The 25,481-nt window shown below is 71.4% G+C and carries 20 protein-coding genes; 12 read left to right on the plus strand and 8 right to left on the minus strand.

Annotation, left to right across the window (positions count from 1 at the left end; all coding sequences use genetic code 11):
• Window positions 1-92 precede the first annotated feature (92 nt).
• Window positions 93-1,523, plus strand: a complete 1,431-nt coding sequence (locus ACFFGY_RS06085; RefSeq protein WP_377043537.1) for a M20 family metallopeptidase — start codon at window positions 93-95, stop codon at window positions 1,521-1,523.
• Between the two features lie 249 nt (window positions 1,524-1,772).
• On the opposite strand, the gene ACFFGY_RS06090 is transcribed toward ACFFGY_RS06085, so the two are convergent.
• On the minus strand, window positions 1,773-2,879 hold the full coding sequence (locus ACFFGY_RS06090; protein ID WP_377043538.1) for a M20/M25/M40 family metallo-hydrolase: 1,107 nt from the start codon (window positions 2,877-2,879) through the stop codon (window positions 1,773-1,775).
• A gap of 90 nt (window positions 2,880-2,969) precedes the next feature.
• Between ACFFGY_RS06090 and ACFFGY_RS06095 the strand changes: the two genes are divergently transcribed.
• Window positions 2,970-4,097, plus strand: a complete 1,128-nt coding sequence (locus ACFFGY_RS06095; protein ID WP_377043539.1) for a threonine synthase — start codon at window positions 2,970-2,972, stop codon at window positions 4,095-4,097.
• Between the two features lie 173 nt (window positions 4,098-4,270).
• On the plus strand, window positions 4,271-5,605 hold the full coding sequence (locus ACFFGY_RS06100; protein ID WP_377043540.1) for a dicarboxylate/amino acid:cation symporter: 1,335 nt from the start codon (window positions 4,271-4,273) through the stop codon (window positions 5,603-5,605).
• A gap of 169 nt (window positions 5,606-5,774) precedes the next feature.
• Here the strand turns inward: ACFFGY_RS06100 and ACFFGY_RS06105 are convergent, their stop codons facing one another.
• The 3 genes from ACFFGY_RS06105 to ACFFGY_RS06115 form a co-directional block, all read right to left on the minus strand.
• Window positions 5,775-7,568: a putative bifunctional diguanylate cyclase/phosphodiesterase gene (locus tag ACFFGY_RS06105; RefSeq protein ID WP_377043542.1), complete on the minus strand. Its 1,794-nt coding sequence runs from the start codon at window positions 7,566-7,568 to the stop codon at window positions 5,775-5,777.
• A gap of 348 nt (window positions 7,569-7,916) precedes the next feature.
• Entirely contained in the window at window positions 7,917-8,729 is an 813-nt protein-coding gene (locus ACFFGY_RS06110) for a DUF2076 domain-containing protein (protein WP_377043543.1), read from the minus strand.
• Between the two features lie 126 nt (window positions 8,730-8,855).
• Complete coding sequence (locus ACFFGY_RS06115) at window positions 8,856-9,308, minus strand: CoA-binding protein (protein ID WP_377043544.1); 453 nt, start codon at window positions 9,306-9,308, stop codon at window positions 8,856-8,858.
• Window positions 9,309-9,382: 74 nt separating this feature from the next.
• Here ACFFGY_RS06115 and ACFFGY_RS06120 point away from each other — a divergent pair, with 74 nt between their 5' ends.
• Window positions 9,383-11,047: a glycoside hydrolase family 17 protein gene (locus ACFFGY_RS06120; protein ID WP_377043545.1), complete on the plus strand. Its 1,665-nt coding sequence runs from the start codon at window positions 9,383-9,385 to the stop codon at window positions 11,045-11,047.
• Between the two features lie 16 nt (window positions 11,048-11,063).
• Here ACFFGY_RS06120 and ACFFGY_RS06125 read toward each other — a convergent pair whose 3' ends face one another.
• On the minus strand, window positions 11,064-11,498 hold the full coding sequence (locus ACFFGY_RS06125) for a hypothetical protein (protein WP_377043546.1): 435 nt from the start codon (window positions 11,496-11,498) through the stop codon (window positions 11,064-11,066).
• Between the two features lie 143 nt (window positions 11,499-11,641).
• On the opposite strand from ACFFGY_RS06125, the gene ACFFGY_RS06130 reads away from it, so the two are divergent.
• Window positions 11,642-12,403 carry a S49 family peptidase gene (locus tag ACFFGY_RS06130; RefSeq protein WP_377043547.1) on the plus strand — a complete coding sequence of 254 codons (762 nt, stop codon included), beginning with the start codon at window positions 11,642-11,644 and terminating at the stop codon, window positions 12,401-12,403.
• Here the strand turns inward: ACFFGY_RS06130 and ACFFGY_RS06135 are convergent.
• Complete coding sequence (locus tag ACFFGY_RS06135) at window positions 12,400-12,804, minus strand: ketosteroid isomerase-related protein (RefSeq protein WP_377043548.1); 405 nt, start codon at window positions 12,802-12,804, stop codon at window positions 12,400-12,402. The genes ACFFGY_RS06130 and ACFFGY_RS06135 overlap by 4 nt on opposite strands.
• 37 nt (window positions 12,805-12,841) lie before the next feature.
• Between ACFFGY_RS06135 and ACFFGY_RS06140 the strand changes: the two genes are divergently transcribed.
• The 3 genes from ACFFGY_RS06140 to ppdK are packed head-to-tail and all read left to right on the plus strand — an operon-like array spanning window position 12,842 to window position 18,635.
• Complete coding sequence (locus ACFFGY_RS06140; protein ID WP_377043550.1) at window positions 12,842-13,720, plus strand: glycine--tRNA ligase subunit alpha; 879 nt, start codon at window positions 12,842-12,844, stop codon at window positions 13,718-13,720.
• Window positions 13,721-13,778: 58 nt separating this feature from the next.
• Window positions 13,779-15,953 (plus strand): glycine--tRNA ligase subunit beta, encoded by a 2,175-nt coding sequence (gene glyS / locus ACFFGY_RS06145; RefSeq protein WP_377043551.1) that lies wholly within the window; start codon window positions 13,779-13,781, stop codon window positions 15,951-15,953.
• Window positions 15,954-15,965: 12 nt separating this feature from the next.
• Complete coding sequence (gene ppdK / locus ACFFGY_RS06150) at window positions 15,966-18,635, plus strand: pyruvate, phosphate dikinase (protein ID WP_377043552.1); 2,670 nt, start codon at window positions 15,966-15,968, stop codon at window positions 18,633-18,635.
• Window positions 18,636-18,709: 74 nt separating this feature from the next.
• Here ppdK and ACFFGY_RS06155 read toward each other — a convergent pair whose 3' ends face one another.
• Complete coding sequence (locus ACFFGY_RS06155; protein ID WP_377043553.1) at window positions 18,710-19,294, minus strand: DNA polymerase III subunit epsilon; 585 nt, start codon at window positions 19,292-19,294, stop codon at window positions 18,710-18,712.
• A gap of 88 nt (window positions 19,295-19,382) precedes the next feature.
• Complete coding sequence (gene ygfZ, locus ACFFGY_RS06160) at window positions 19,383-20,204, minus strand: CAF17-like 4Fe-4S cluster assembly/insertion protein YgfZ (RefSeq protein WP_377043554.1); 822 nt, start codon at window positions 20,202-20,204, stop codon at window positions 19,383-19,385.
• Window positions 20,205-20,267: 63 nt separating this feature from the next.
• Between ygfZ and ACFFGY_RS06165 the strand changes: the two genes are divergently transcribed.
• The 4 genes from ACFFGY_RS06165 to ACFFGY_RS06180 all read left to right on the plus strand — a co-directional run bounded on the left by ACFFGY_RS06165 (window position 20,268) and on the right by ACFFGY_RS06180 (window position 25,481).
• Complete coding sequence (locus ACFFGY_RS06165; protein ID WP_377043555.1) at window positions 20,268-21,185, plus strand: glycosyltransferase family 9 protein; 918 nt, start codon at window positions 20,268-20,270, stop codon at window positions 21,183-21,185.
• A gap of 142 nt (window positions 21,186-21,327) precedes the next feature.
• Window positions 21,328-22,350, plus strand: coding sequence for a glycosyltransferase (locus tag ACFFGY_RS06170; protein ID WP_377043556.1), 1,023 nt, complete (start codon window positions 21,328-21,330; stop codon window positions 22,348-22,350).
• Entirely contained in the window at window positions 22,350-24,104 is a 1,755-nt protein-coding gene (gene asnB / locus ACFFGY_RS06175) for an asparagine synthase (glutamine-hydrolyzing) (protein ID WP_377043557.1), read from the plus strand. Before ACFFGY_RS06170 ends, asnB begins: the two co-directional genes overlap by 1 nt.
• 213 nt (window positions 24,105-24,317) lie before the next feature.
• Window positions 24,318-25,481 carry a mechanosensitive ion channel family protein gene (locus ACFFGY_RS06180; protein ID WP_377043558.1) on the plus strand — a complete coding sequence of 388 codons (1,164 nt, stop codon included), beginning with the start codon at window positions 24,318-24,320 and terminating at the stop codon, window positions 25,479-25,481.

A 25,481-nucleotide genomic window follows, 5' to 3' on the forward strand; every position in this document is an offset into this window, starting at 1 on the left:
CCGGCGTGCCCCCTTCCGCAGGGCGCAGCGCCGTGCCGCTTTTTGTTGCAGTGCCGCGGCGGCCGCCACGGTGTCCCACTAGGAAGCATCCCATGCAGAACAGCGAACCCATCTGGCAAAAGGTCGAGAACAAGAAGGACGACTACATCGCGCTGGCCGACCGGGTCTGGGGCACGCCGGAGCTGGCCTATGGCGAGCACCGCTCGGTCGCCGAGCACATCGCGCAGCTGGAAAAGGAAGGCTTCCGGATCACCAAGGACGTGGCCGGCATCCCGACCGCGGTGATGGGCGAGGCCGGCGAGGACGGTCCGGTGATCGCGATCCTGGGCGAGTACGATGCGCTGCCCGGTCTTTCGCAGGAAGCCGGCATCGCCGAGCCGCGCATGGTCGAGGGCCAGAACGGCGTGGGCCACGGCTGCGGCCATAACCTCCTGGGTTCCGCCGCCCTGCTGGCCGCCACCGCGGTGAAGGACTGGCTGGCCGAAAACGGCTTGAAGGGCCGCGTCCGCTACTACGGCTGCCCGGCCGAGGAAGGTGGCGCCGCCAAGGGCTTCATGGTGCGTGACGGTGCCTTCAAGGACGTGGACATCGCCATCTCCTGGCACCCGGCGCCGCTGTCGGGCGTGAACGAGGCAGTCAGCCTCGCCAACACCCGCATCGACTTCACCTTCGCCGGCCGTTCCTCGCACGCTGCCGCGGCGCCGGAGCTCGGCCGCTCGGCGCTCGACGCGGTGGAGCTGATGAGCGTGGGCGTGAACTACATGCGCGAGCACATGCCCGACAACGCGCGCGTCCACTACGCCTACCTGAATGCCGGCGGCATCGCGCCCAACGTCGTTCAGGGCGAGGCCAAGGTCCGCTACCTGATCCGCGCCGGCAACCTGGTGGAGCTGAACGCCCTGGTGGCGCGGGTGCGCAAGATCGCCGACGGCGCCGCGCTGATGACCGAGACCACCGTCAGCACCAAGGTGGTCAGCGCCGTGTCCAACCTGATGGGCAACACGCCGCTCGAGCAGGCGATGTTCGACAACTTCCAGCGCCTGGGCCCGCCGCAGTTCGACGAGGAGGACCGCGCCTATGCCGAGCAGATCCGCGCGACGCTGAGCGACGAGGACATCGCGGCCGCCTTCAAGCGTTCCGGCATGCCGGTGCAGAAGGACAAGCCGCTGTGCGACTTCATCGTGCCGCTGGAGTCCAAGGGCAAGGGCGGCAACGGTTCCACCGACGTGGGCGACGTGAGCTGGGTGGTGCCGACGGTGCAGGCGCGCGGCGCGACCTATGCCATCGGCACGCCGGGCCATTCCTGGCAGCTGACGGCGCAGGGCAAGTCCGGCATGGCGCACAAGGGCCTCGCGCATGTGGCCAAGGTGATGGCGGGAACGGCGGTGGACGCGCTGCGCGACCCGAGCCTGATCGAGAAGGCCAAGGCGGACCTCGCCAAGCGGACGGACGGTAACCCCTATGTCTGCCCGATCCCGGATGACGTGGAGCCGCCGATCCTGGCCATGAGCAAGGGCGTCTGAGCACCCGGAACGACGCCGGGATGCCTTCAGGGCGTCCCGGAGCTCGCTTCGGCATTTGTGAGCCGAGCTTTCTTGGTTCTTCTGGGCAGCGGAGCTCGGCGCCTTAACCAGGGCGGGAAAGCCCCGGCTCGCTCGGGCATCAGTCATGCCATTGAGAATGGTGGGCCACGGTGTTCGTCGTCCCGGCACCCAGGCTCATCCTGCCTTCGTCAACGGCGCGCTCTTCGTGGCGCACCGTGCGGCTCTCCGTCAGCCGGCGGTGAGCAGTCGGCGGAACAGCGGCACCGCGGCGGCGAGTTCCGCCAGCGACACGTGCTCGCCCGGTGCGTGCGCCACGCCGATGCTCCCCGGCCCCAGGATGACGCAGGGCGCCAGCGCCTGGAGTTCCGTCGCGTCCGTGCCGTAGGCGGCGGTGCGGGCCGGCTGCCCGCTCTCGCGCACCGCGGCCTCGATCAGGGGATGCTCGGGCGGCAGTTCCGGCGCGCCGGGATCGGCCCGCTCCCGCAACTCCAGCCCCGCCCGCGCCGCCGCCTGGCGAACCTTCTCGATCACCGGCCGGGGGTCGATGCTGCGGGAATAGCGGAACTTGATCGTGGCCGTGGCGCGCGGAACGGTGACGTTCACCGCCGTGCCGTGGTTGTCCAGGATCAGGTTGAAGTCCGAGAAGGGCGGCTCGTAGGCCGGGTCCTGCATGGCCTCGTCGCTGCGCAGCCAGCCGAAGATCTCGCGCATCTCGGCGAGATAGGGGACCAGCGCCCAGTTGGCATTCACGCCCGAGCGTCCGGAGGAATGCGCCTGCACGCCGGTGGCGACGGCGGTGAACTCCACGTTGGCCCGGTGGCCGCGAACGGGGATGAGGCTGGTCGGTTCCGCCACGATGATGCCGCGCGGGGCCGCGCGCCGCGCCAGCTCCGACTGCTGGGCCACGATTCGCGCGCCCTGCTTCGTGGTTTCCTCATCGGTGGTGAGCAGCAACGTCACCGGCACGTCCGCGGGCAGGCCCTGGGCCGCGACGATGGCGGCCGCGACCGGGCCCTTCATGTCGGCCGAGCCCAGCCCGTGCAGCACCCCGCGCTCGTCCACGCGCGCCGCCCAGGGGTCCTCGGTCCAGCCGGTGTCGGGCACCGTGTCCATGTGGCCGGACAGGGCGATGCCGCCGCCGGTCAGTGGGCCGCGATGGGCGACCAGCGCGCGCTTGGCGGTGCCGGTCGCGTCCTCGAAGTCGAGTCGCTCGACTTCGAAGCCCGCGAGCTCCCGCTCGATGCGATCCGCCACGGGCAGGTTCGACAGGCGGGACCGGCTGTCGATCCGCACCAGCGCGGCGGCCAGCGCGGCCACCTTCTCGGCATCATCCACGGCGCGTTCCTCCATTGAAAGGGCAGGGCGGCCCGCGCCGCCGCAACCCTGTCTTGCCGCGCGGCGCCGCGCGCGCAAGCCTGCGCCCCCATGACAGAGAACGTTGCCTACCTCGATCCACGCACGGGCCGGACCTGGCCGCTGGCGGAGCCGCGCTGGTGCGGCGACGGCGGGGAGCCGCTGCTGCTCACGGACCTGCCCGGCATCGGCCGCGACGACATCGACCGGGGCCGGCGGTCGATCTGGCGCTACGCCGCCGCCCTGCCGTTCCAGCCGGCAGAGCCGATCACCATGGGCGAGGGCTGCACGCCGCTGATCGAGCGCCGGATCGGCGGGGGCACAGCGCTGCTCAAGTGCGAATGGTTCATGCCCACGGCCTCCTTCAAGGACCGCGGCGCCTCGGTGATGCTGTCGCTGCTGCGCGACCAGGGCGTGCGCTCGGTGCTGGAGGATTCGTCGGGCAACGGTGGTGCCGCCATCTCGGCCTATGCCGCGGCCGGGGGGATGGAAGCGAAGATCCTGGTGCCAGCCTCGACCTCGCCCGCCAAGACGGTGCAGTCGCGGGCGGCCGGCGCCACGATCGAGCTGGTTCCCGGCAGCCGGCAGGACTGCGCCGACGAGGCGGTGCGGCAGGCGGCGAGCATCTTCTACGCCTCGCACAACTGGCACCCCTTCTTTCTCCAGGGCACCAAGACCCTGGCCTACGAACTGTGGGAGGATCTGGGCTTCCGGGCGCCCGACAACGTGGTGATCCCCTGCGGGGCGGGCTCCAACGTCCTGGGCCTCGCGATCGGATTCGGGGAACTGCTGCGCTCCGGCGGGATCGACCGCATGCCGCGCCTCTTCGCGGCGCAGCCGGCGAACTGCGCCCCGATCGCCCGCGCGGCCCTGGGGCTGCCGGCGGCCGAGGTGAAGCCGACGATGGCGGAAGGCACCGCCATCGCGCAGCCGATCCGGCTGCCCGAGCTCCTGGCGGCTCTGAGGGTCAGCGGCGGCGGCGCGGTGATGCTGACGGAGGAGGAGATCGGCGCCGCCACGCTTTCGCTGGCGCGCCAGGGGCTCTACGTCGAGCCGACCTGCGCCCAGGCGGCCGCGGGTTTCGGCCACCTGCTGCAGGGGGGGCAGATCGCGGCCCGCGAAACAACGGTGCTGCTGCTGACGGGCACCGGGCTCAAGGCGACGCCGCGAATTGCCGAGCTGCAAGGTCTGACGGTCTGACGGGCACGGACCGGATGCGCCATCGGGGGAGGGCGGACCGCCGACCCTCGGGGGTGCATCCGCAAAGCTGTGGTAGACACTGACCGGTTCTTCTATAATTCATCGCCCAGCCGCTTTCGCGGATTTCATCTTTTCCCGCGCCTTTGGCGCTCCGCCCGGGAGATCGTCGCCTCATGATCAGGCGCTGGCTTTCATTACTTTATGTTCAGGTTCTGCTCGCGATCGTCATCGGCGTGGCGGTGGGCGCCATCTGGCCCACCACCGGCGCCGCGATGAAGCCGCTGGGCGACGCCTTCATCAAGCTGATCAAGCTGGTGATCGCGCCGGTCGTCTTCTGCACCGTGGTGCACGGCATCGCCTCGGTCAGCGACGCCAAGAGCGTCGGTCGCGTCGGCGTCAAGGCGCTGGTCTATTTCGAGGTCGTCTCGACCTTCGCGCTGATCATCGGCCTGCTGGTGGCGCGTACCTTCCACACGGGCAGCGGCTTCAACATCGACCCGGCGCAGATGAACGCCAACGCGATCCAGAGCTTCACGCAGAGTGCGGCCAAGGACAGCGTCACGGCGCACCTGATGGCGATCATCCCCGACACCTTCTTCGGCGCCTTCGTGAACGGCGACCTGCTGCAGGTGCTGTTCCTGGCGGTGATCACCGGCTTCGCCATCAACGCGCTGCCGACCCGGGCGCGCGAGGCCGCCTCGGGTGCCGTGGACTCGCTGTCGCGCATCTTCTTCGGCGTCGTGGCCATCGTGGTGAAGGTGGCGCCGATCGGTGCCTTCGGTGCCATGGCCTTCACCATCGGCGCCTACGGCGTTCGCTCGCTGCTCTCGCTGGGTGAGCTGGTGGCGACCTTCTACCTGACCTCGGCGCTGTTCGTGCTGATCGTGCTGGGCTTCATCGGCTGGATCTGCGGCTTCTCGATCCTGCGCTTCATCGCCTACATCCGCGAGGAGCTGCTGATCGTGCTCGGCACGTCGAGCAGCGAGAGCGTGCTGCCGCAGATCATGCGCAAGATGGAAGGGCTGGGCTGCTCGCCCAAGGTCGTCGGCATCACCGTGCCGCTGGGCTACAGCTTCAATCTCGACGGCACCAACATCTACATGACGCTGGCCACGATGTTTCTGGCCTACGCCACCAACACGCCGCTGACCCTTTATCAGGAGCTGGTGATCCTGCTGGTGGCGATGCTGACGTCGAAGGGCGCCTCGGGCGTGACTGGCGCCGGCTTCGTGACGCTGGCCGCCACGCTGTCGGTGATCCCCGACATCCCGATCGCCGCGCTGGCGATCCTGATCGGCATCGACAAGTTCATGAGCGAGTGCCGCGCGCTCACCAACCTCGTCGGCAACGGCGTCGCCTGCGTCGCCATCAGCCGCTGGGAAGGGGAGCTGAACCCGGCGCAGCTGCGTGCCGCCCTGCACGGTCAGCCCGTCGCGGGCGCCGGCGTGGCCATCAAGGACAGCGTGCCGCTGCCCGAGCCCCGCGCGTCGCACCGGCCGGCCGAGTAAGGCCAGCCGAGCCACGAATCGCTGCGGCCGCCCCCACCCGGGCGGCCGCAGCACCTTTCGGGCGATGGCCGATCCGTCGGCCCGCCACGCTCCGCCTCCGGCCCGACGCGGATCGCATGGCCTTTCGGCCAACCCTTGTCACCGAAGCCCTGCCGGCCCGGACGGGCTCTCAGCCGCCGGTCAGGTCGCTCCAGTGCTCGATGGGCATGGGCCGGCCGATCAGCCAGCCTTGGATCTCGCTGCAGCCCTGTAGGCGCAGCTGTTCCCGCTGCTCCTCGGTTTCCACGCCTTCCGCCGTGACCGGCAGGCCGAGCCGCCGCGCGAGATCGAGTGTGCCCCCGACGATGGCAGCCGAAACTTCATCCTCCGTCATGGTCGCCACGAAGCCGCGGTCGAGCTTCATGCGGTCGAAGGGAAAGGCCCGCAGCGTCGTCAACGACGAGTAGCCGGTTCCGAAATCATCCAGCGTGATGGCCACGCCGAGCTCGCGCAGCGAGGTCAGGGCCGCCTTGGCCCGGCCCACATCGCGGATCACCATGCCTTCGGTGACCTCGAGCTCGAGGCGGTGGGGCGGCAGGCGCGAGGCCAGCAGGGCACTGCGGACGCTGGCCACGATGTCGCCGCGCTGCACCTGGGTGGGGGACACGTTGACGCCGACGCGCAGCGGCCGGGCCCAGCGCATCGCTTCCTGGCAGGCGGCGTTGAGCACCCATTCGCCGATCGCCACGATGTCGCCGGAACTTTCCGCGACGGGGATGAAGACGTCGGGGCTGATGAGCCCTTGCTCCGGGTGGCGCCAGCGCAGCAGCGCCTCGAAGCCGACGACCACGGTCTCGCCGGAAGGTTCCAGGGCGGCCTGCGGCTGCCAGGCCAGGGTGAACTCGTTGCGCTCGATGCTCTGCTTCAGGTCCTGGTCCAGGGCGCGGTTGTGCTGCGCCTTGCGGTCCATCTCGAAGGTGTAGTTGAGCCACTGGTCACCGCCTGCGGATTTCGCGCGGTGCAGCGCCGTATCGGCGCATTCCACCAGGGCCTCGCTCACGGAGGCGTCGGTCGGGAACACCGCCAGGCCGATCGAGGCGGTCAGCTGCCCCTGGCGCTCCTCCGCTAGGTCGTAGGGGCGCGACAACAGCCGCAGCAGTTCGGCCGCGCGCCGCTGTGCCGCGTCGGAGGCGCGTGCCGCGTCGGCGGGCAGGCCGCTCTGGACCAAGACGAACTCGTCGCCCCCGAGCCGGGCCAGGAAGTCCCCCGGCGCCATCCTGCTGCGCAGCCGCTCGGCGACGTCCTGCAGCAGCCGGTCGCCGGCGCGGTGGCCCCAGCGGTCGTTGATGCCGCGAAAGCCGTCGAGGTCGAGGCATAGCAGGGCCAGGCGCTGACCGGACGCACGCGCCTGCTCCAGCATCTCCGACAACTGCCGCCGCAGCGAAAGGCGGGTCGGCAGGCCCGTCAGGACATCCTGCTGCCCCGCCTGCGCGAGCTGTTCCTCGAGCCGGCGCTCGCGGCTCGCATCGCGCGCGATCACGCGCACGCCGGTGGGGTGCCCCTGCGCGTCGCGGCTCGCTTCCCAGCACACGTCGATCCAGCCGACGCTGCCGTCCTGATGCAGCACCGTCCAGCTGTCCCAGCTCGGGACGGCGTCGGCGGACAGCGCGCGCTCGTAGGCCGCCTCGGCCCGCACGCGGTTGCTGGGGTGCAGGCGGTTCAGCAGCTGCGGCAGTGTCGCCGGCGGCTCGTCGCCCTCCAGCCCGAACAGGTGCAGCGCCTCGGCGCTCCAGTGCAGGCTTCCGCCGGGCAGGTCCTGCCGGACCTCGCCGACCTGCAGCAGGCTTTGCAGGCGGTTCCGGTCCTGCTCGAAGGCCGAGACCCGTTGCTGCATGCGCCGTCGCCAGCGCCAGGACAGGAGGCCCAGGAACAGCAGGAAGGCGACCCCGAGGGCCAGGAACAGCGGAACGACTGGCTCGCTCATCACCGGGAGCACCGGGCGAGGGGGCGGCCCGCCGGGCTGCCGCAGGGCGGCTCAGCTCCGTGGAGGGAATGGCGGCGGGAACGTGGAAGCGCCGGCACGCCTGGGCCTGGGCCAGGGGTCCGTCTTTCTTGTCTCCACGTCTTGAGCCAGACCAGCACCGTAGGCGTCCCGGGTAACGCACCCATGCGCTACCTTGCGGCCCACAGTGCCGCAAGTGGTGCCCGCGATGAAAGGCGCTGCCTCCATGCCGGGGCAGCGCCGCATCATACCGAGTCGCGACCGAGCAGGGTCGCGGTCACCGGGGACGGAACCCCGCGGCGCGACCCGCGGGGAGCTTGGCTTGGAGCTTCAGACGTCCTCGTCGAAGCCGCCGTCATCGGCGCCGTAGTCGACGCCGGTGGCATCATCCTGGCCCCAGCCGGCATCCTGCGCGGCGCCGGCATCGTTGCCCCAGCCGGCGTCCTGCACGCCCACGGCATCGTTCTGCCCGCCCGGATCGGTCCAGGGTGAGGAGGTCGGGGTGGAGATCTGGTCCTGCCCGAAGCTCCCGACATCGTTGAAGCCGGTGTGTTCGGCCACGCTGCTGGCGGCATGCGCCGCGCCGCCCGAGAACATGCCCATCAGCGCGTTGCCCAGGACCATGCCGCCGGCGACGCCCGCCGCGGTGGTCAGGGCGCTGCCCAGGAAGCCCGAGCCGCGTCCGCCCTGCAGCACCTGCTGCGGGGCGTAGCCACCCGGCACCTGCATGGGCTGCGGCGGCGGCGTCATCGGCGGCATCACGCCGGACTGGCGCTGGCCGCCGCCGAACATTCCCCCGAACAGCCCGCCGCGCTGCGGCGCCTGCTGCTGCTGCATCGCCTGGGCCTGCCGCTGGGTGTTCTCCAGCTGCCATTCCAGTTCCTGGATGCGGTTCTGGGCCTGGACCAGCGCGGCTTCCTGCACGAAGGCCGTCTGCGTGATGCGGTAGCGTGCCTCGGGGTAGCGGGTGAACAGATCGCTCAGGAGGCGGTCGGCCTCGAGATCGACCGGTGGCAGGGCCGGGTTCGGCCGCGTGGCGGGCACGCTGCCGCCCCAGGGGCTGGCCGGACGTGCGGCACCGGCCTCCGCGCCGGATACCCGGGTCACGAACTCCGTGATGATGCGCCGCTCTTCCTCGGTCATCGTCTTCTTGCTCCGATCTGCCGCGCGGGAACGAGGTGCCCCGGCGAACACAACAACGCCGAGGTAGCCAGGAGGCGCGGCGCTTTCAATGCCATAATTACAGAACGTTAATTTTGAGATGTTCCGTCATGTGCCGGCCGCGGCCGCGCCGACCTTGGGCGGCAGGCCAAGGCGGCCCCACTCGATCGCGGGGCAGCGGTCCATTACGCAGATGAGGCCGGCGGCCCTGGCCCGCTCCGCCGCGGCTCCGTCCACCACGCCCAGCTGCATCCACACCGCGCGGGCGCCCAGCGCGATCGCCTCGTCCACCACGGCGCCCGCTTCCTCGGAGCGGCGGAAGATGTCCACCATCTCCAGCGGCGCCGCCTCGGCCAGGCTGGCCAGGGCCGGCACCCCGTGCACCGGCCGGCCCGACAGCGCCGGGTTCACCGGCACCGCCGCGTAGCCGCGGTCGAGCAGGAAGCGGAACACCCCGCCCGAGGGCCGGCCCGGCTTGTCGGAGGCCCCCACAACCGCGATCCGGTGCACGCCCAGCAGCAGCGCGCGCACCGCTTCGTCCGTCATTCCGTCCGCCGCCATGGATCCGCTCTCCTTCCGGAAGAGGCCGTCCCTGGTCTTCGTTTCGCCACGGGCGGCCTGTAGAAGTTCAAAACATGCGACGCGCGAACTGGTTGACCCTGGGACCGGCCTGGCTGGCCGGCCTTCTGGCCACACTGCTGGTCTGGTGGCTGCCCAACCGGGCGCAGCTGCGGCAGCTCGCCATGCCGGTGGAGCGCCTCAACAGCGTGTCCTTCGCGCCGTTCCGCGACGGCGACAGCCCCTTGCGCAACATCTTCCCCACCGCCGCCGAGGTGGAGGAGGACCTTCGGCTGATCGCCCCCCGCGTGCGCGGCATCCGCACCTATGCCAGCATCGAGGGCGACTACGAGATCGCGGAGCTTGCGCAGCGGCATGGGCTGCGCCTGTGGAAGGGCGCCTGGCTCGGCCGCGACCTCGCGCAGAACGATCGGGAGCTTGCCCGCCTGATCGACGCTGCCAACCGCTTTCCCGACACGGTGGAGCGGGTGGTGGTCGGCAACGAGGTGCTGCTGCGCCGCGACCTGCCGCCCGAGGCCCTGGCCGCGGCGCTCGACCGCGTGCGCGCCGCGGTGCGCCAGCCCGTGACCTACGCCGACGTCTGGGAGTTCTGGGAGCAGTTCCCGGAGATCGCCCGGCACGTCGACATCATCACGATCCACATCCTGCCCTACTGGGAGGACCAGCCGCTCGACGTCGAGAGTGCCATCGCCCACACCCGCGACATCTACCGCCGCATGCACGCGCTGTTCCCGGACAAGCCGATCGCGATCGGCGAGGTCGGCTGGCCCTCGCACGGGCGCTGGCGGGAAGGGGCGGCGCCGTCGGTGGTGAACCAGGCGCGCTTCCTGCGCGAGTTCGCGGCGCTGAGCCGGTCGGAAGGCTTCGACTACAACGTCATCGAGGCCTTCGATCAGGGCTGGAAGTACAAGAACGAGGGTACGGTCGGTGCCGCCTGGGGCCTCTGGACAGCGGACCGGCAGCCGAAATTCGCCCTGTCCGGCCCGGTGCGGGAAAACGCCGACTGGCCCTACTACGCAGCTGCTGCGGCGCTGCTCGGCCTCGTCCTCGCGCTCCTGACCCGTCGCGCCTTTCCCGAGGCCGGGCCGGTGCCGCTGGTGCTCCTGTCGCTGGCGCTCGGCAACGCGCTGGCCTTCGCCTGGTGCGGCGGCGTGCCCTATGCCTTCGACGAGCACCTGCTGCTGGCCGTGGCCGTGAATCTCGCCGGACAGGGGATGCTCGCGGCGCTGCTGCTGCGCCGGGCCGGGCAGCGGCTTTCCGGCCTGCCGGTGGAGCCTGCCCGCAACGGTGCCCATGCCACCGCCACGGTGCGGGACCTGCTTCGCCTGCGGCTGCGCTGGCGCGACTGGCGCGGCTTCGCGCTGGACGACCTCGGCTTCGTGTTTCTTTGGACCGCGGCAGCGCTGGAACTGATGCTGCTCTTCGACCCGCGCTACCGCGACTTCCCGTTTCCCACCTTCGCGGTGCCGCTCGTGGCGGTGGTGACGCGGGCGCTGCTGCGCGACCTGCCGCGCGCCGGCGGCGGCTGGGCGGAGTGCTGGGCCGGCGGGGCGCTGGCGCTGGCTGCCCTGGCGGGCGCGGTGAACGAGGGTGGTGCGAACATCCAGGCGCTGGGCTGGAGCGCCTGTGCGCTGGGCCTCGCGGCGCCGGCACTGCTGCGTCTGCGGCGCCCCGTGCCCGTCGCGGCCATGCATCCCGCCTCCCGCCCTGCGTCGCGCTGAGCGCCGCGGGGAGCGCTCAGCCGGGGCGCGGCCGCTCGCCCACGGGCCGGAGACCGCCGGGCCGACCGGCATCGTCGCGCGCGGCGCGCGCCTCGGCGCCGATCCAGGCCCAGGCCCCCAGCATCGCGCCCAGCATCCCCCAGGTCGCGTTGAAGTTCAGCGTGGCGATGATCCCCAGCGCCACGGCGGCGACGCGAACCGCGTGCGGACTGCCGAGGAAGCTCCAGAACCCGAGCAGCAGCGCGCCCAGGCCCCAGAGCTGCCAGTGCTGCAGCCACAGCAGCGCCGCGCGCGGCGTGCAGGCGAAGGGCGCCTCCGTCATGTCGAGGCAGGCGGCCCCCCATTCCCGGGGCTCGACGTAGAAGGCCCGATAGGCTGCCATGGCGCCCACCAGCAGCACGACGGCAAGGAGGCCCGGCAACTGCCGGCGAAGGAGGCGAAGCGGCGACATCACCGCTGGATCGCCCGTTCCCGGCCCCGGTGCAAGCGGCGGCCAACCGGGGTGTGGGCTTGACCGTGCCGGCCCGCCGACCCTCCATGTGGCCCATGCGCTTTCCTTTTCTTGACCGCCGCCCCCAGGTGGCCGTGGTCCGCATGGCCGGGGTCATCGCCGCGCGCGCGCCCGGCCTCGGCGGCCCCACCATGAACGCCGCCTCGCTGGCACCGGCGCTGGAGCGTGCGTTCCGGCTGAAGCGGCTGTCGGCGGTGATGCTGGCCATCAACTCGCCCGGCGGATCGCCGGTGCAGTCCTCCCTGATCGCGGCCCGCGTCCGCAGGCTGGCCGAGAAGCATGCCGTGCCGGTGATCGCCTGCATCGAGGATGCCGGCGCCTCGGGCGGCTACTGGATCGCCTGCGCGGCCGACGAGATCGTCTGCGACGCGGCCTCAGTGGTGGGCTCGATCGGCGTCATCTCGCAGGGCTTCGGCTTCAACGAGGCGCTGGAAAAGCTGGGCGTCGAGCGGCGCGTGGTGACCTCGGGGGAGAACAAGTCCTTCCTCGACCCCTTCCTGCCGGCCGACCCGGAGCACCAGGAACGCCTGCGCGACCTGCTGTCCTCGCTGCATGAAGAATTCAAGAACTGGGTGCGCAGCCGCCGCGGCGACCGGCTGAAAGGGAGCGAGGCGGAACTGTTCAGCGGCCGCTTCTGGACCGGCCGCGAGGCCGTGGCCCAGGGTCTCGCGGACGGCATCGGCGACCTGCACGGGGAGGTCCTGCGCCGCTTCGGCGAGGATGCCCGGATCACCGTTCTCGACGCCCGGCGGCCCCGCTGGCCCTGGCGCCTCTTCGCCGCGGCCACGGGCGCCGCCTTCTCGGTGCTGGAGGAACGCGCGGCGCGCGCCCGTCTCGGGCTTTAGCCCCCGACCTGCCGCGTCCAGTCGGCGAGGTTGTAGCTCATGGACAGCCGGGTGATGCGGCCGTCCCGAACCTCCAAGAAGGCGCCGGCCGGCAGGGTGTAGCGCTGGCCGCTGGCCGGCGGCAGCCCTTCGTCGGTGTTGAGGTATTCGCCCTCCACCACGAACTCCGCCGCGGCGCGGCTGCCGGTGGCATCCACCATGACCACGATGTCGCGCAGCTGTTCGCGGTAACAGCGCTCCATATGGAGAAGAAAGGCCCGGAAGGCCTCACGCCCCGTCTGCCGCCCACCTTGGTTGATGTCGTGCGCCACGTCGGGGGCCAGACAGTCGAGCATCTCGTCCCACCGGGCGAGATTGAAGGCGGAATAATAACGCCGGATCAGCGTCTCGGTGGGATGCATCCGGGCAGGGGCCTTCCTGTGCGTGGGAGCCGCCCTTATGGTGCGCCCCGTCATGCTCGCCAAGCCGCCCTCCTTCCAGGACATCATCCTGCGCCTCCATAGCTACTGGAGCCGCCAGGGCTGCGTGATCCTCCAGCCCTACGACATGTCGGTGGGGGCAGGGACCTTCCATCCCGCCACGACGCTGCGCGCCCTGGGGCCCAAGCCCTGGAACGCCGCCTACGTGCAGCCGTCCCGTCGCCCCTCCGACGGCCGCTACGGCGAGAACCCGAACCGCCTCCAGCACTACTACCAGTATCAGGTCATCATGAAGCCGAGCCCGGCCGCGGCGCAGGACCTGCTGCTGGCGAGCTACCGCGAGATCGGCCTCGACCCACTGAAGCACGACTTCCGCTTCGTGGAGGACGATTGGGAAAGCCCGACGCTGGGCGCCTGGGGCCTGGGCTGGGAAGTCTGGTGCGACGGCATGGAGGTCGGCCAGTTCACCTATTTCCAGCAGGTCGGCGGCATCCCGGTGGTGCACCCCTCCTTCGAGATGACCTACGGCCTCGAACGGCTGGCGATGTACGTGCAGGACGTCGAGAACGTCTACGACCTCGACTTCAACGGCGCCGGCGTGACCTACGGCGACGTGTTCCTGCGCGCGGAGCGCGAGTTCAGCGCCTTCAACTTCGAGCACGCCGACGTGCCCCGGCTGTTCCAGCACTTCGCCGACGCCGAGGCCGAGTGCAACGCGCTGGCCGACCGTGGCCTGGCGCTGCCGGCTTATGACCAGTGCATCGCCGCCAGCCACCTGTTCAACCTGCTCGACGCGCGCGGCGCCATCAGCGTGACGGAGCGCGCCGCCTTTATCGGCCGCGTCCGGGCGCTGGCGAAGCGCTGCTGCGAAGGCTGGGTGGCGGGAGAGGCGGCATGAGTGCCGTGCCCTCGATTTGCCACGTTGATCCGCGATCCGGCCGGAAGCATGCCCGCTGATGTCTGAACTTCTGCTCGAACTCTTCTCCGAGGAAATCCCGGCGCGCATGCAGGCGCGCGGTGCGGAGGATCTCGCGCGCCTGCTGACCGAGGCGCTGAAGCCGGCCGGTCTCGTTCCCGCCAACCTCCGCACCTTTCACGGCCCCCGCCGCATCGCGCTGGCGGCCGAGATCCCGGCCGCGACGGCGCCCGTGTCCGAGGAGCGCCGTGGCCCCCGCGCCGACGCCACCGGCCCGGCGCTGGAAGGCTTCCTCCGTTCCACCGGCCTCACCCGCGACCAGCTGGAGGAGCGCGAGGTCAAGGGCGCGTCCTACCTTTACGCGGTGATCCGCCGCGAAGGGCGTGCTTCGTCGGACGTGCTGGCGGAGGTCATTCCCGCGCTGATCCGCCGCTTCCCCTGGCCGAAATCGATGCGCTGGGGCGGCACCTCCACGATGACCTGGGTGCGGCCGCTCAAGCGCATCCTTTGCGTCCTCGACGGTGAGGTCGTGCCCTTCGACCTGCGCCAGGGCGAGGATGACGGCCATGGCCTCACCTCCGCCGACCAGACGGAGGGGCACCGCCTCCTGGCACCTGGCGCCTTCGCGGCGCGCACGGTGTCGGAATGGGAGGCCGGGCTGCGTGCCCGCAAGGTCATCCCCGAAGCCGCCGAGCGCGAGGCCGCGATCGAGAGCGGTGTCGCCAGGCTGGCCGCCGCGCAGCAGCTCGAGGTCGTGCCCGACCGCGGGTTGCTGACCGAGGTCGCGGGGCTGGTGGAATGGCCGGTGCCGCTGATCGGCCGCATCGACGACAACTTCATGGACCTGCCGCCCGAGGTGATGCGCACCACCATGCGCGTGAACCAGCGCTACTTCGCGCTGCGTCACCCGGACGGTCGCGCCGCCAACCGCTTCGCCCTGGTGGCCAATATCGAGGCCACCGACGGCGGCGCCACCGTGGTCGCCGGCAATGAGCGCGTGCTGCGCGCCCGCCTGTCGGATGCCCGCTTCTTCTGGGATGGCGACCGGCAGTCGCCGCTGGAATCCCGCCTGCCGCGCCTCGACAGCGTGGTGTTCCACGCCAAGCTCGGCACCCAGGGCGAGCGCGTCGCGCGGCTGGAACGCCTCGCGCGGATCCTGGCGCCGATGGTGGGGGCGGACCGTGACCTCGCCGCGCGCGCCGGCCGGCTGGCCAAGGCCGACCTCGCCACCGGCATGGTGGGCGAGTTCCCCGAGCTCCAGGGCCTGATGGGCCGCTACTACGCGCTGCACGATGGCGAGGCGCCCGAGGTGGCCGAGGCGATCGGCGCGCATTACCGCCCGCTCGGCCCGGGCGACGAGGTCCCGCGCGAGCCGGTGGCGGTCGCGGTGGCGCTGGCCGACAAGCTTGACCAGCTGGTGGGTTTCTTCGCGGCGGATGAGCGCCCGACCGGCTCGGGCGACCCCTACGCGCTGCGCCGCGCGGCGCTGGGCGTGATCCGCATCATCCGCGAGAACGGCCTGCGCCTGCGCCTGATCGACGTGATTGCGGAGGCCTTCTTCGGCTACGCCGCTGCCCAGGGCACCACGGCCGAGCCGGAGTTCGGCATGGCGGTGGCGACCGAGAAGCGCAATGCCGGCTTCCAGCCTTCCTCGACCTCCCGCCATCCGCCGATGGTGGAGGCCTTCGCCGCCGGCCTGCTCGACTTCCTGAACGAGCGCCTGCGCGTGCAGCTGCGCTCCGAGGGCGCGCGGCACGACGTCCTCGCCGCCGCGGCCGGGTCGCAGGGGGGCGACGACGACCTGAATCGGCTTCTCGCCCGGGCCGACGCGCTGCGCGACTTCCTGGCAACCCCGGAGGGCACGGACCTGCTCGCCGCCTATCGCCGCGCCGCCAACATCCTGCGCATCGAGGAAAAGAAGGACGGCCCGCATCAGGCGCAGGTCGAGCGCATGCTGCTGCTCCTGCCCGAGGAGCGCGCGCTGGCCGAAGCCCTGCAGGCGGCGTCGCCCGCGGTGCGGGAGGGTTTGGAATCCGAACGCTTCGCGCGGGCTATGAACGTGCTCGCGACCTTGCGCGGACCGGTGGACGCGTTTTTCGATAAAGTCGTGGTGAACGACCCCGATCCTGCGCTGCGGCGCAACAGGCTCGGCTTGCTCAAGACACTCCGCGCGGCGATGGATCGCGCCGCGGACTTCCAACGAATCGAAGCTTAAAGGGACGTGCCTATGACCAAGTGGGTTTACGGTTTCGGCGCCGGTCGCAACGACGGCAAGGCCGACATGCGCAACCTGCTCGGTGGCAAGGGTGCGAACCTCGCCGAGATGGCGTCGATCGGGCTGCCCGTGCCGCCGGGCTTCACCGTGACCACGGAAGTCTGCACCTACTATTACGACAACGGCCGGCAGTACCCGCCCGAGCTGAAGGCCCAGGCCGACGAGGCCCTCGCCCGCATCGAGGAAGCCGTCGGCGCCAAGTTCGGCGATGCCACGAACCCGTTGCTGGTGTCGGTCCGCTCCGGTGCCCGCGTGTCGATGCCGGGCATGATGGACACCGTGCTCAACCTCGGCCTGAACGACGACACGGTGCAGGGCCTGGCCAAGCGTTCGGGCGATGAGCGCTTCGCCTGGGACAGCTACCGCCGCTTCGTGCAGATGTACGGCTCGGTGGTGCTGGGCGTGGACCATCACCGCTTCGAGGAGATCATCGAGGAAGCCAAGCACAGCTCCGGCGCCGTCGAGGACACCGAGCTGACCGCCGCCGACTGGCAGAAGGTCGTGGCCGAGTACAAGGCGATGGTGGCGCAGGCCATCGGCAAGCCTTTCCCGCTCGACCCGCAGGACCAGCTCTGGGGCGCGATCGGCGCCGTGTTCGGCTCCTGGATGAACCCGCGCGCCAACACCTATCGCCGGTTGCACGACATCCCCGCCAGCTGGGGCACCGCCGTGAACGTCCAGGCCATGGTGTTCGGCAACATGGGCAATGACTGCGCGACCGGCGTCTGCTTCACGCGCGACCCGTCCACCGGCGAGAACATCTTCTACGGCGAGTACCTGATCAACGCCCAGGGCGAGGACGTGGTGGCGGGCATCCGCACGCCGCAGCCCATGGCGAAGGAAAAGGCCAAGCCCGGCGAGCGCAGCATGGAAGAGGCCATGCCGGAAGCTTATGCCGAGCTCTGCAAGGTGCGTGAGACGCTGGAGCGTCACTACACCGACATGCAGGACATCGAGTTCACCGTGCAGAGCAACAAGCTCTACATGCTGCAGACCCGCAACGGGAAGCGCACCGCCGCCGCCTCGCTGAAGGTCGCGGTGGACATGGCCGAGGAAGGTCTGATCGACCGCACCGAGGCGGTGAAGCGCGTTTCTCCCGGCTCGCTCGACCAGCTGCTGCACCCGACGCTCGATCCCAAGGCGCCGCGCAAGGTGCTGACCAAGGGCCTGCCCGCCTCGCCGGGCGCTGCCTGCGGCGTGGTCGTGTTCTCGGCCGAAGAGGCCGAGGCGCGCGCCAACAAGGGCGAGGCCGTGGTGCTGGTGCGCATCGAAACCAGCCCCGAGGATATCGCCGGCATGCACGCGGCGAAGGGTATCCTGACCACGCGCGGCGGCATGACCAGCCACGCGGCGGTTGTGGCCCGCGGCATGGGCCGTCCCTGCGTCGCCGGTGCCGGCGGCATCGTGGTGGACTACGCGGCCGGCACGATCTCGGCCGGTGGCCAAGTGGTGCGCGGCGGTGAGACCATCACCCTCGACGGCGCCACCGGCGAGGTCTTCCTGGGCGCGGTGCCGATGATCGAGCCGAAGCTTTCGGGCGACTTCGCGACGCTGATGGGCTGGGCCGACGAGGTGCGCCGCCTGAAGGTGCGCGCCAATGCCGAAACCCCGCTCGACGCCGACACCGCGCGCAAGTTCGGCGCCGAGGGCATCGGGTTGTGCCGCACCGAGCACATGTTCTTCGACGCCGACCGCATCGGCTCGGTTCGCCAGATGATCATGAGCGAGACCGAGGGCGGCCGCCGCGCTGCGCTGGAGAAGCTGCTGCCCTTCCAGCGCTCCGACTTCGTGGAGCTGTTCCGCATCATGGCGGGGCTGCCGGTGACGATCCGCCTCCTTGACCCGCCGCTGCACGAATTCCTCCCCCACAAGGACGAGGAACTGGCCGAGGTGGCGGAAAGCCTGGGCGCCGACCTCGCCACCATGAAGCGCCGCGCGGCCGACCTGTCGGAAGCCAACCCGATGCTGGGCCATCGCGGCTGCCGCCTGGGCGTGACCTTCCCCGAGATCTACGAGATGCAGGCGCGCGCCATCTTCGAGGCGGCGCTGGAGATCGCGGAAGAAACCGGCAAGCCGGTGGTCCCTGAGATCATGATCCCGCTGGTGGGCATGAAGAAGGAGCTGGAGATCACCCGCGCCCAGGTCGACAAGGTCGCCAAGGAGGTCTTCGAGGCCAAGGGCAAGTCGGTCGAATACCTGGTTGGCACCATGATCGAGCTGCCCCGCGCCGCGCTGACGGCCGACCGGATCGCGGAGAGCGCCGACTTCTTCTCCTTCGGCACCAACGACCTGACGCAGACCACCTTTGGTCTTTCGCGCGACGATGCCGGCAAGTTCCTGCCCTACTACGTCGAGAAGGACATCCTGCCGAAGGACCCCTTTGTCTCGCTCGACGTCGAGGGCGTGGGCGCGCTGGTGGAGATCGCGGCCGAGAAGGGCCGCAAGACCAAGGACAAGCTGAAGCTCGGCATCTGCGGCGAGCACGGCGGCGACCCGGCCTCGATCCAGTTCTGCGAGACCGCCGGCCTGGATTACGTCAGCTGCTCGCCCTACCGCGTGCCGGTGGCGCGCCTGGCGGCGGCGCAGGCGGCGCTCTCGGGCGGCAGCGACCGCACCGCCTGAACCCGCGCAGTTCGTGACGGGAAGGGGCCTGCTCCGGAAGGGGCGGGCCCCTTCCGCGTTTCAGGGCCGCTGCTTCAGCCGGCCGGCGCCGAACCCAGCAGCCGCGCGAGCAGCCGGCCGTAGCCGCGCGCATCGTCCAGGGCGCGGTGGTTGTGCGGATACTGCCCGAGCCATTCGGCCGGGTAGTTTTCCGCCCGGCAGCGATGCGGCGGCCAGCCCAGCCGGCCGGCGGCGAAGGCATGGAGGCAGAGCGGCGCGTCGTGGAACAGCGGCGCCTCGGCGCGCGGCACCGGCATCACGCGATCGCCGGTGAAGCGGAGGAGGTAGTGGTCGATCCAGGCCGCATCCACCGCCACCGGATGGGCGGCGAAGACCGGATCACCCGGCAGCGACCGCACCCAACCCGCGAAGCGTCGCATCACCGCCTCCGCCGGCTGCGGGTCGCGCGTCGCGGCGGCCCAGGCCTCCGGCTCGGTGGCGAACCAGCGCAGCGTGCCCGGGTCCGCGCTGGCCTCGGGGAGGGGTTGCAGCACGGCCTCGAAGCACCCGACCTCCGTGCCGTGCTCATCCACCGCGGCGGCGCCGATCGAGAGGAGCGAGTTCCGGCCAGGCACGGGCCCGTCGAACTCGGTATCGGTCACCACGTAGATCGGCTGCACGGCAGGTCCTCGCTCCGGAAGCTCCCCGCATCGCAGGCCGAAACGAAGAAACCGTGTATGCCGGGTGTCGGCGTCGTGACGCGGCGCGTCAGGCTGCCTTTTCGGGCAAGCGCATCCAGTCGGGCACGTGCGGCCGCAGCACCGCCTCGCCGCAGCGCAGCTCCGCGCCGTCTTCCAGCGCCGCCAGCCGCAGCAGCGCCAGCCCATGCGTGCCGAGGCCGGAGCGCATCTCGCCCACCTCCGCCTCGCCACGCAGCACCGGTGCGCCGTGCTGCGGAAGCGGCCCGTCCACCGCCACCGGAACGAGGCGCCGCTTGACCAGCCCGCGGTAGCGCGTGCGGGCGGTCAGCTCCTGCCCCATGTAGCAGCCCTTGCTCCAGCTCACGCCATGGAGCTCGTCGAAGCCGGCCTCCAGCAGCACCGACTTCTCGCTTTCCATGTCGCGCGACCCGTCCGGCAGGCCGAGCTCCAGCCGGTGCAGGTCATAGGCCTCGGCCCCGTGCGCGGCGTGCAGCGGCGCCGGCGCCAGTACCCGCCAGCCCGCTGCCGGCAGGCGCGGGTCGTCGAAGGCGATCCCGCCCGAGGGTGCGGCGCAGCTCCAGCCCGCATGGACCGCAAATTCCGCCGAAGCATCGCGCAGCGCCACCTTGGAGCGCAGCCGGAAGCGGCCGAGCTTCGCCACCAGGGCTGCGGCCTGTTCCCGCTCGCAATCGATCAGGAGACGCTCGCCCTCCGCGACCACGAAGAAATCCGCCACCCACTTGCCCTGCGGCGTCAGCAGCGCGGCCCAGACGGCCTTGCCCGCCGCGGTGGCGGCGACGTCGTTGGACACGAGACCCTGCAGGAAGCTGATCCGGTCATCCCCGGAGAGTTCGACGACGCCGCGATGCGGCAGAAAGGCGATCGGCATGCATCAGCACTTGGCTCGCCGGGGGCGGCGCTGCAACCGGGATCGTGGTATGGGGCGCCCAACATGCGCGTCCTCTTCGTGTCCTCCACCCGGATCGGCGATGCCGTCCTGTCCACGGGGCTGCTCGATCACCTGCTGCGGCACCATCCGGAGGCCCGCTTCACGGTGGCCTGCGGCCCGGTGGCGGAAGGCGTCTTCGCCCGTATGCCCCGGCGCGACGAGACGATCGTGCTGCGCAAGCGGGCGCTGTCGCTGCACTGGCTCGACCTTTGGCGCCGTGTGGCGCCGCATCGCTGGGACCTGGTGGTGGACCTGCGCGGCTCCGGCCTCGCCTGGACGCTGCGGGCCCGGCGGCGCGCGGTGATGCGGGGCGGCCGGCGCGCCGGCCATCGCATCGGTCACATCGCGGAAACCTTGGGGGTCACCCCGCCGCCCGCCCCGGTCGCCTGGACCGCCCCGGCCGACGAGGCGCGGGCCGAGGCCATCCTGGGCGCGCCGCGCCCGTTCCTGGCACTCGGCCCCACCGCGAACTGGTCAGGCAAGGTCTGGCCGGCCGACCGCTTCGTCGCCCTGGCCCGCCGCCTGACCGAAGGGGCCGGATCGCTGCGCGGCGCGCCGGTGGTGCTGCTCGGCGGCCCCGGCAGTTCGGAGCGGGAGGCCGCGGCGCCGGTGGCCGCGGCGCTGGCCGCGACGCCGGGCGGGCTGATCGACCTCGTGGGCCAGTTATCCCTGCCGGAAGCGGCCGCGGTGCTCGGCCGGGCAGCCCTCTTCGTGGGCAATGATTCCGGGCTGATGCACCTGTCGGCCGCCACCGGCGCCCCGACGCTGGGCCTGTTCGGCCCGACGCCGGCCAGCGAGTACGCCCCCGTGGGCCGCGCCGCGCGGGCCGTCGTGGCGGGCGACGGCAGCATGGCCGGCCTCACTGTGGGGGAGGTGATCGAGGCGGCGCAGGCCCTTCTGCCACAGCGCGTGGCGGCTTGAGCCCTCGGCCGCGCCCGGCCGTGCCCCCCTTGTGCCGGGCGGAGCAGCCATGGCAGGACCACGCGATGCCTGTTGCGCGCCGCTGCCTTTCCGGTCCGACCGCGGCCTCCCGCCGGGGTTTCGCGTGAAGGTGGCGCAGGTCATGGCCGGCGCGAAGCTGGGCGGGGCCGAAACCTTCTTCGAGCGCCTTTGCGCCGGGCTGCACGCCGCCGGCGAGGATGTCCTGCCGGTCCTGCGCCGCGAACCCGACCGCGAGACCCGCCTCCGGCAGGCCGGCCTCGCCCCGGTGGCGCTGGGCTTCGGCGGTCCGCTCGACCTGCTGACCGGACCGCGCCTAGGCCGGGCGCTGCAACGCTTCGCCCCGGCCGTGACGGTGGCCTGGATGAACCGCGCCGCCCGCTTCACGCCGCGTGGGTCCTGGACGCTGGTGGGCCGGCTCGGGGGCTATTACGACCTGCGCCATTACCGCCGCTGCGACCACCTGGTCGGCAATACCCGCGACCTGGTGCGCTGGATGGTGGCCGAGGGCTGGCCGGCGGAGCGCGCCCACCACGTTCCGAACTTTTCGCCGGACCTTCTCGGTGTCACCCCGGCCGCGCTGCCGCTCCCGCCCGGTGTGCCGGTCCTGCTGGCCATGGGGCGCCTGCACCGCAACAAGGGCTTCGACACCCTGCTTCGCGCCCTGCCCAGGGTGCCAGGGGCGCAGCTGATCCTGGCGGGTGAGGGGCCGGAGCGGGCGGCGCTGGAAGCCCTGGCGCGGGAGCTGGGTGTGGCCGATCGCACCCACTTCCTCGGCTGGCGCACGGATGCCGGGGCGCTGCTCGCCCGGGCGGACGTCTTCGTGTGCTCCTCACGGCATGAGCCGCTGGGAAACATCGTGCTGGAAGCCTTCTCGGCCCGGCGCCCCGTGGTGGCCTGCGCGTCGCAGGGGCCGCGCGAACTGATCCAGGATGGAGAAAACGGTCTGCTGGTTCCCACCGATGCCCCCGAAGCCCTCGCAGCCGCCCTGTCGCGCCTGCTCGCGGACCACGCCCTGCGGGAACAACTCGCCGCGGCCGGACGGCGCGCCTTCGAGTGGGAGCACGCCGAGGCGCCGGTGATCGCCCGCTGGCAGGGTTTTCTGCGCGACGTCGCGCCGGCGGCCGCGATCGGGAGGGCTGGCTGATGTGCGGCATCGCGGGCCTGGCCCTGCGTCCCGGGCAGTCGCCCGACTCCCGCGTGCTGGACGGGCTGACGCGCGCCCTGGCGCATCGCGGGCCGGACGGGCAGGGGCATCACGTCCTGGGCAACGTGGCGCTGGCGCATACCCGGCTCGCCATCATCGATCTCGCCGGCGGCGACCAGCCGCTCTTTGCCGGGCCGGCGGCGCTGGTGGCCAATGGCGAGGTCTACAACAACCCCGAGCTCCGCGCCGCCCACAGCTTCTCCTGCGTCACCGGCTCGGACTGCGAGCCGCCGCTGCACCTGTGGCGCCAGGACGGGATCGGCTTCGCGGACGGGTTGCGCGGCATGTGGGCCATCGCCATCCACGACCGCTCGGCCCGGCGGCTGGTGCTGTCGCGCGACCCTTTCGGCATCAAGCCGCTCTACCTGGCCGAGGTCGCGGGCGGCCTCGCCTTCGCCTCCGAACCGCAGGCGCTGGTGGCCGCCGGCCTCGTGGCACCGCGCGTCCGCGCCGCGGCGCGGGATGAGCTGCTGCAGCTGCAGTTCACCACCGGCCGCGACACGATCTTCGAGGGCATCCGGCGGGTGCTGCCCGGCGAAACCCTGGCGATCTCCGACGGCGCGGTGGTGGAACGGCGCCAGCGCTCCGCCCTGCCCGAAGGCGGGCCGGAAGAGATCGGCGAGGACGAAGCGATCACCCGCTTCGGCCAGGCCTTCACCGAGGCGGTGGAGTTCCACCAGCGCGCCGACGTGCCCTACGGCATGTTCCTGTCGGGCGGCGTGGACAGCGCTGCGGTGCTTTCCGCCATGTCGCACCTGAACGAGCGCCCGGTGCTGGCCTTCACCGCTGGCTTCGACGTCGGCGGCAAGGATGAGCGCGAACAGGCCGCCGCCGCCGCTGCGGCCGCGGGCGCCCGCCACGTTCGCGTCGAGGTGAGCGAGGCCGAGGTCTGGCGCCACCTGCCCGAGATCGTGGCGGCCATGGACGACCCGGCCGCCGACTACGCCATCGTGCCCACCTGGTTCCTGGCCCGCCGCGCGCGGGAAGAGGTCAAGGTGGTCCTGTCCGGCGAAGGCGGCGATGAGATCCTGGCCGGCTACGGCCGTCACCGCTCGGCCATGCGGCCCTGGTGGCTCGGCGGCAAGGCGATGCGGGCGCACGGCACCTTCGACCGGCTCGACGTGCTGCGGGAGGAGCCGCGCCTGTGGCGGGACGGCCTTGAAGCCTCCGAAGCCGCGGCGGCCCAGCCGGGGCGCACCCGGTTGATGGCGGCGCAGGCCACCGACATGGCGGACTGGCTGCCCAACGACCTGCTGCTCAAGCTCGACCGCTGCCTGATGGCGCACGGGATCGAGGGGCGCGTGCCCTTCCTGGACCCTGGCGTGACGGCGGCGAGCTGGCGCCTGCCGGACGGGCTGAAGGTTCGCCGCGACACCGGCAAGTGGTTGCTGCGGCAATGGCTGTCTCGGGAGTTCCCGGCCTGCCAGCCCTTTGCCCGCAAGAAGGGCTTCACCGTGCCGATGGGCCGCTGGATCGCCGGCGCGGCGGAACGGCTGGCCCCGCTGGTCGCCGCCCAGCCCGGTGTGGAGGAGATCGTCCGGCGCGACCGCGTGCTGCCGCTGTTCCGCGCTGCGGCCGGCAAGCGGGAAGGCTTCGCGGCCTGGCACCTGCTGTTCTACGCCCTGTGGCACAGCCGCCATGTCGAGCGTCGCCCGGCGGGCGGCGACGTCTTCGAGGTGCTGTCGCGCGGCTGAAGCCCCGCCTCACCATCAAAAGTTACATTGTGCGTTGCAGCAGAAGCGGTGCTGCGGCGTTGTGCTCCCCGTGAAAGACCCGCGCCTGCCGTTTCGGCGGCAGGCCAGCCTCCACCGCCCGGACTGAGACGCGGGGCTGGTGGTCGTATCGGTCCCCCTCACCGAGGTCCCTTGCCGGACAACGGTGCGGCCGGACGCGACCGGGAGAGATGCATGCCGCACGACGCTCTTGCCGAGGTGATGCGACACCTCCAGACCGCCTTCGCCTTTCTGCCGGACGGGCTGCTGGGAAGCCTGCTGCTCCTTGTTGCCGCGGCGGTGCCGCTGGCCGCGACGCGCTGGTTCCTGCGGCAGTTCTACCGGCTGGCGGGGCGCTTCAACCAGACCTTCCTCCAGGTGCTGGTGACGCGCAGCCAGCGGCCGCTGACGACCTTCCTGGTGATCGCCGCGGTGGGCCTGGCCCTGCCGGCGGCGGGCTTCTCCTACCGCACCACGGTGACCCTGGCGCAGATCCTGCTGTTCGCCTTCGTGCTGGTGGTGGGCTGGAACATCATCACCGCCATGAACCTCGGCGCCGAGGTCTACCTGCGTCGCTTCCGCCTGGACGTGGAGGACAATCTCCTCGCCCGCAAGCACGTCACGCAGGTCCGCATCCTGCTGCGCACGGTGCAGACGCTGCTGGTGCTGATCACGGTGGCGGCGGCGCTGACCAGCATTCCCAGCGTGCGGCAGTACGGCGTCAGCCTTTTCGCCTCGGCGGGTGCGGCGGGCCTGGTGCTGGGTCTCGCGGCGCGGCCGCTGCTGAGCAACATGCTGGCCGGCATTCAGATCGCCATGACCCAGCCGATCCGCGTCGAGGACGCGGTGGTGCTGGAGGGCGAGTGGGGCTGGATCGAGAACATCACCGGCACCTACGTCGTGGTGCGGCTGTGGGATCTGCGCCGACTGATCGTGCCGCTGTCCTACTTTATCGAGAAGCCGTTCCAGAACTGGACGCACGAGAGTTCCGACCTGATCGGCACGGTGTTCCTGCGCGTGGATTATTCCGTGCCGCTGGACCGGCTGCGCGCCAAGCTGCGCGAGGTGGTGGAGGCCGATCCCCTGTGGGACCGCAAGACCTGCGTGCTGCAGGTGACCGACACGCCGGGCAACATGGTGGAGCTTCGCATCCTGGTCAGCGCGCGGGGCGGCGGCGCCACCTTCGACCTGCGCTGCCACGTCCGCGAGGCGATGATCAGCTTCCTTCAGCGCGAATACCCCGAAGCGCTGCCGCGCCAGCGCAACGAGATCAACGTCAACAACATGGGCAACAGCCTCGACGGGCTGCTGTCGGTGCGCGACGGCCGCGACCCGGCGGAGCTCCGGCGGGTCGCCTGA

The organism is Roseomonas elaeocarpi (assembly GCF_042433915.1).
Taxonomy (GTDB): Bacteria; Pseudomonadota; Alphaproteobacteria; order Acetobacterales; family Acetobacteraceae; genus Roseomonas; species Roseomonas elaeocarpi.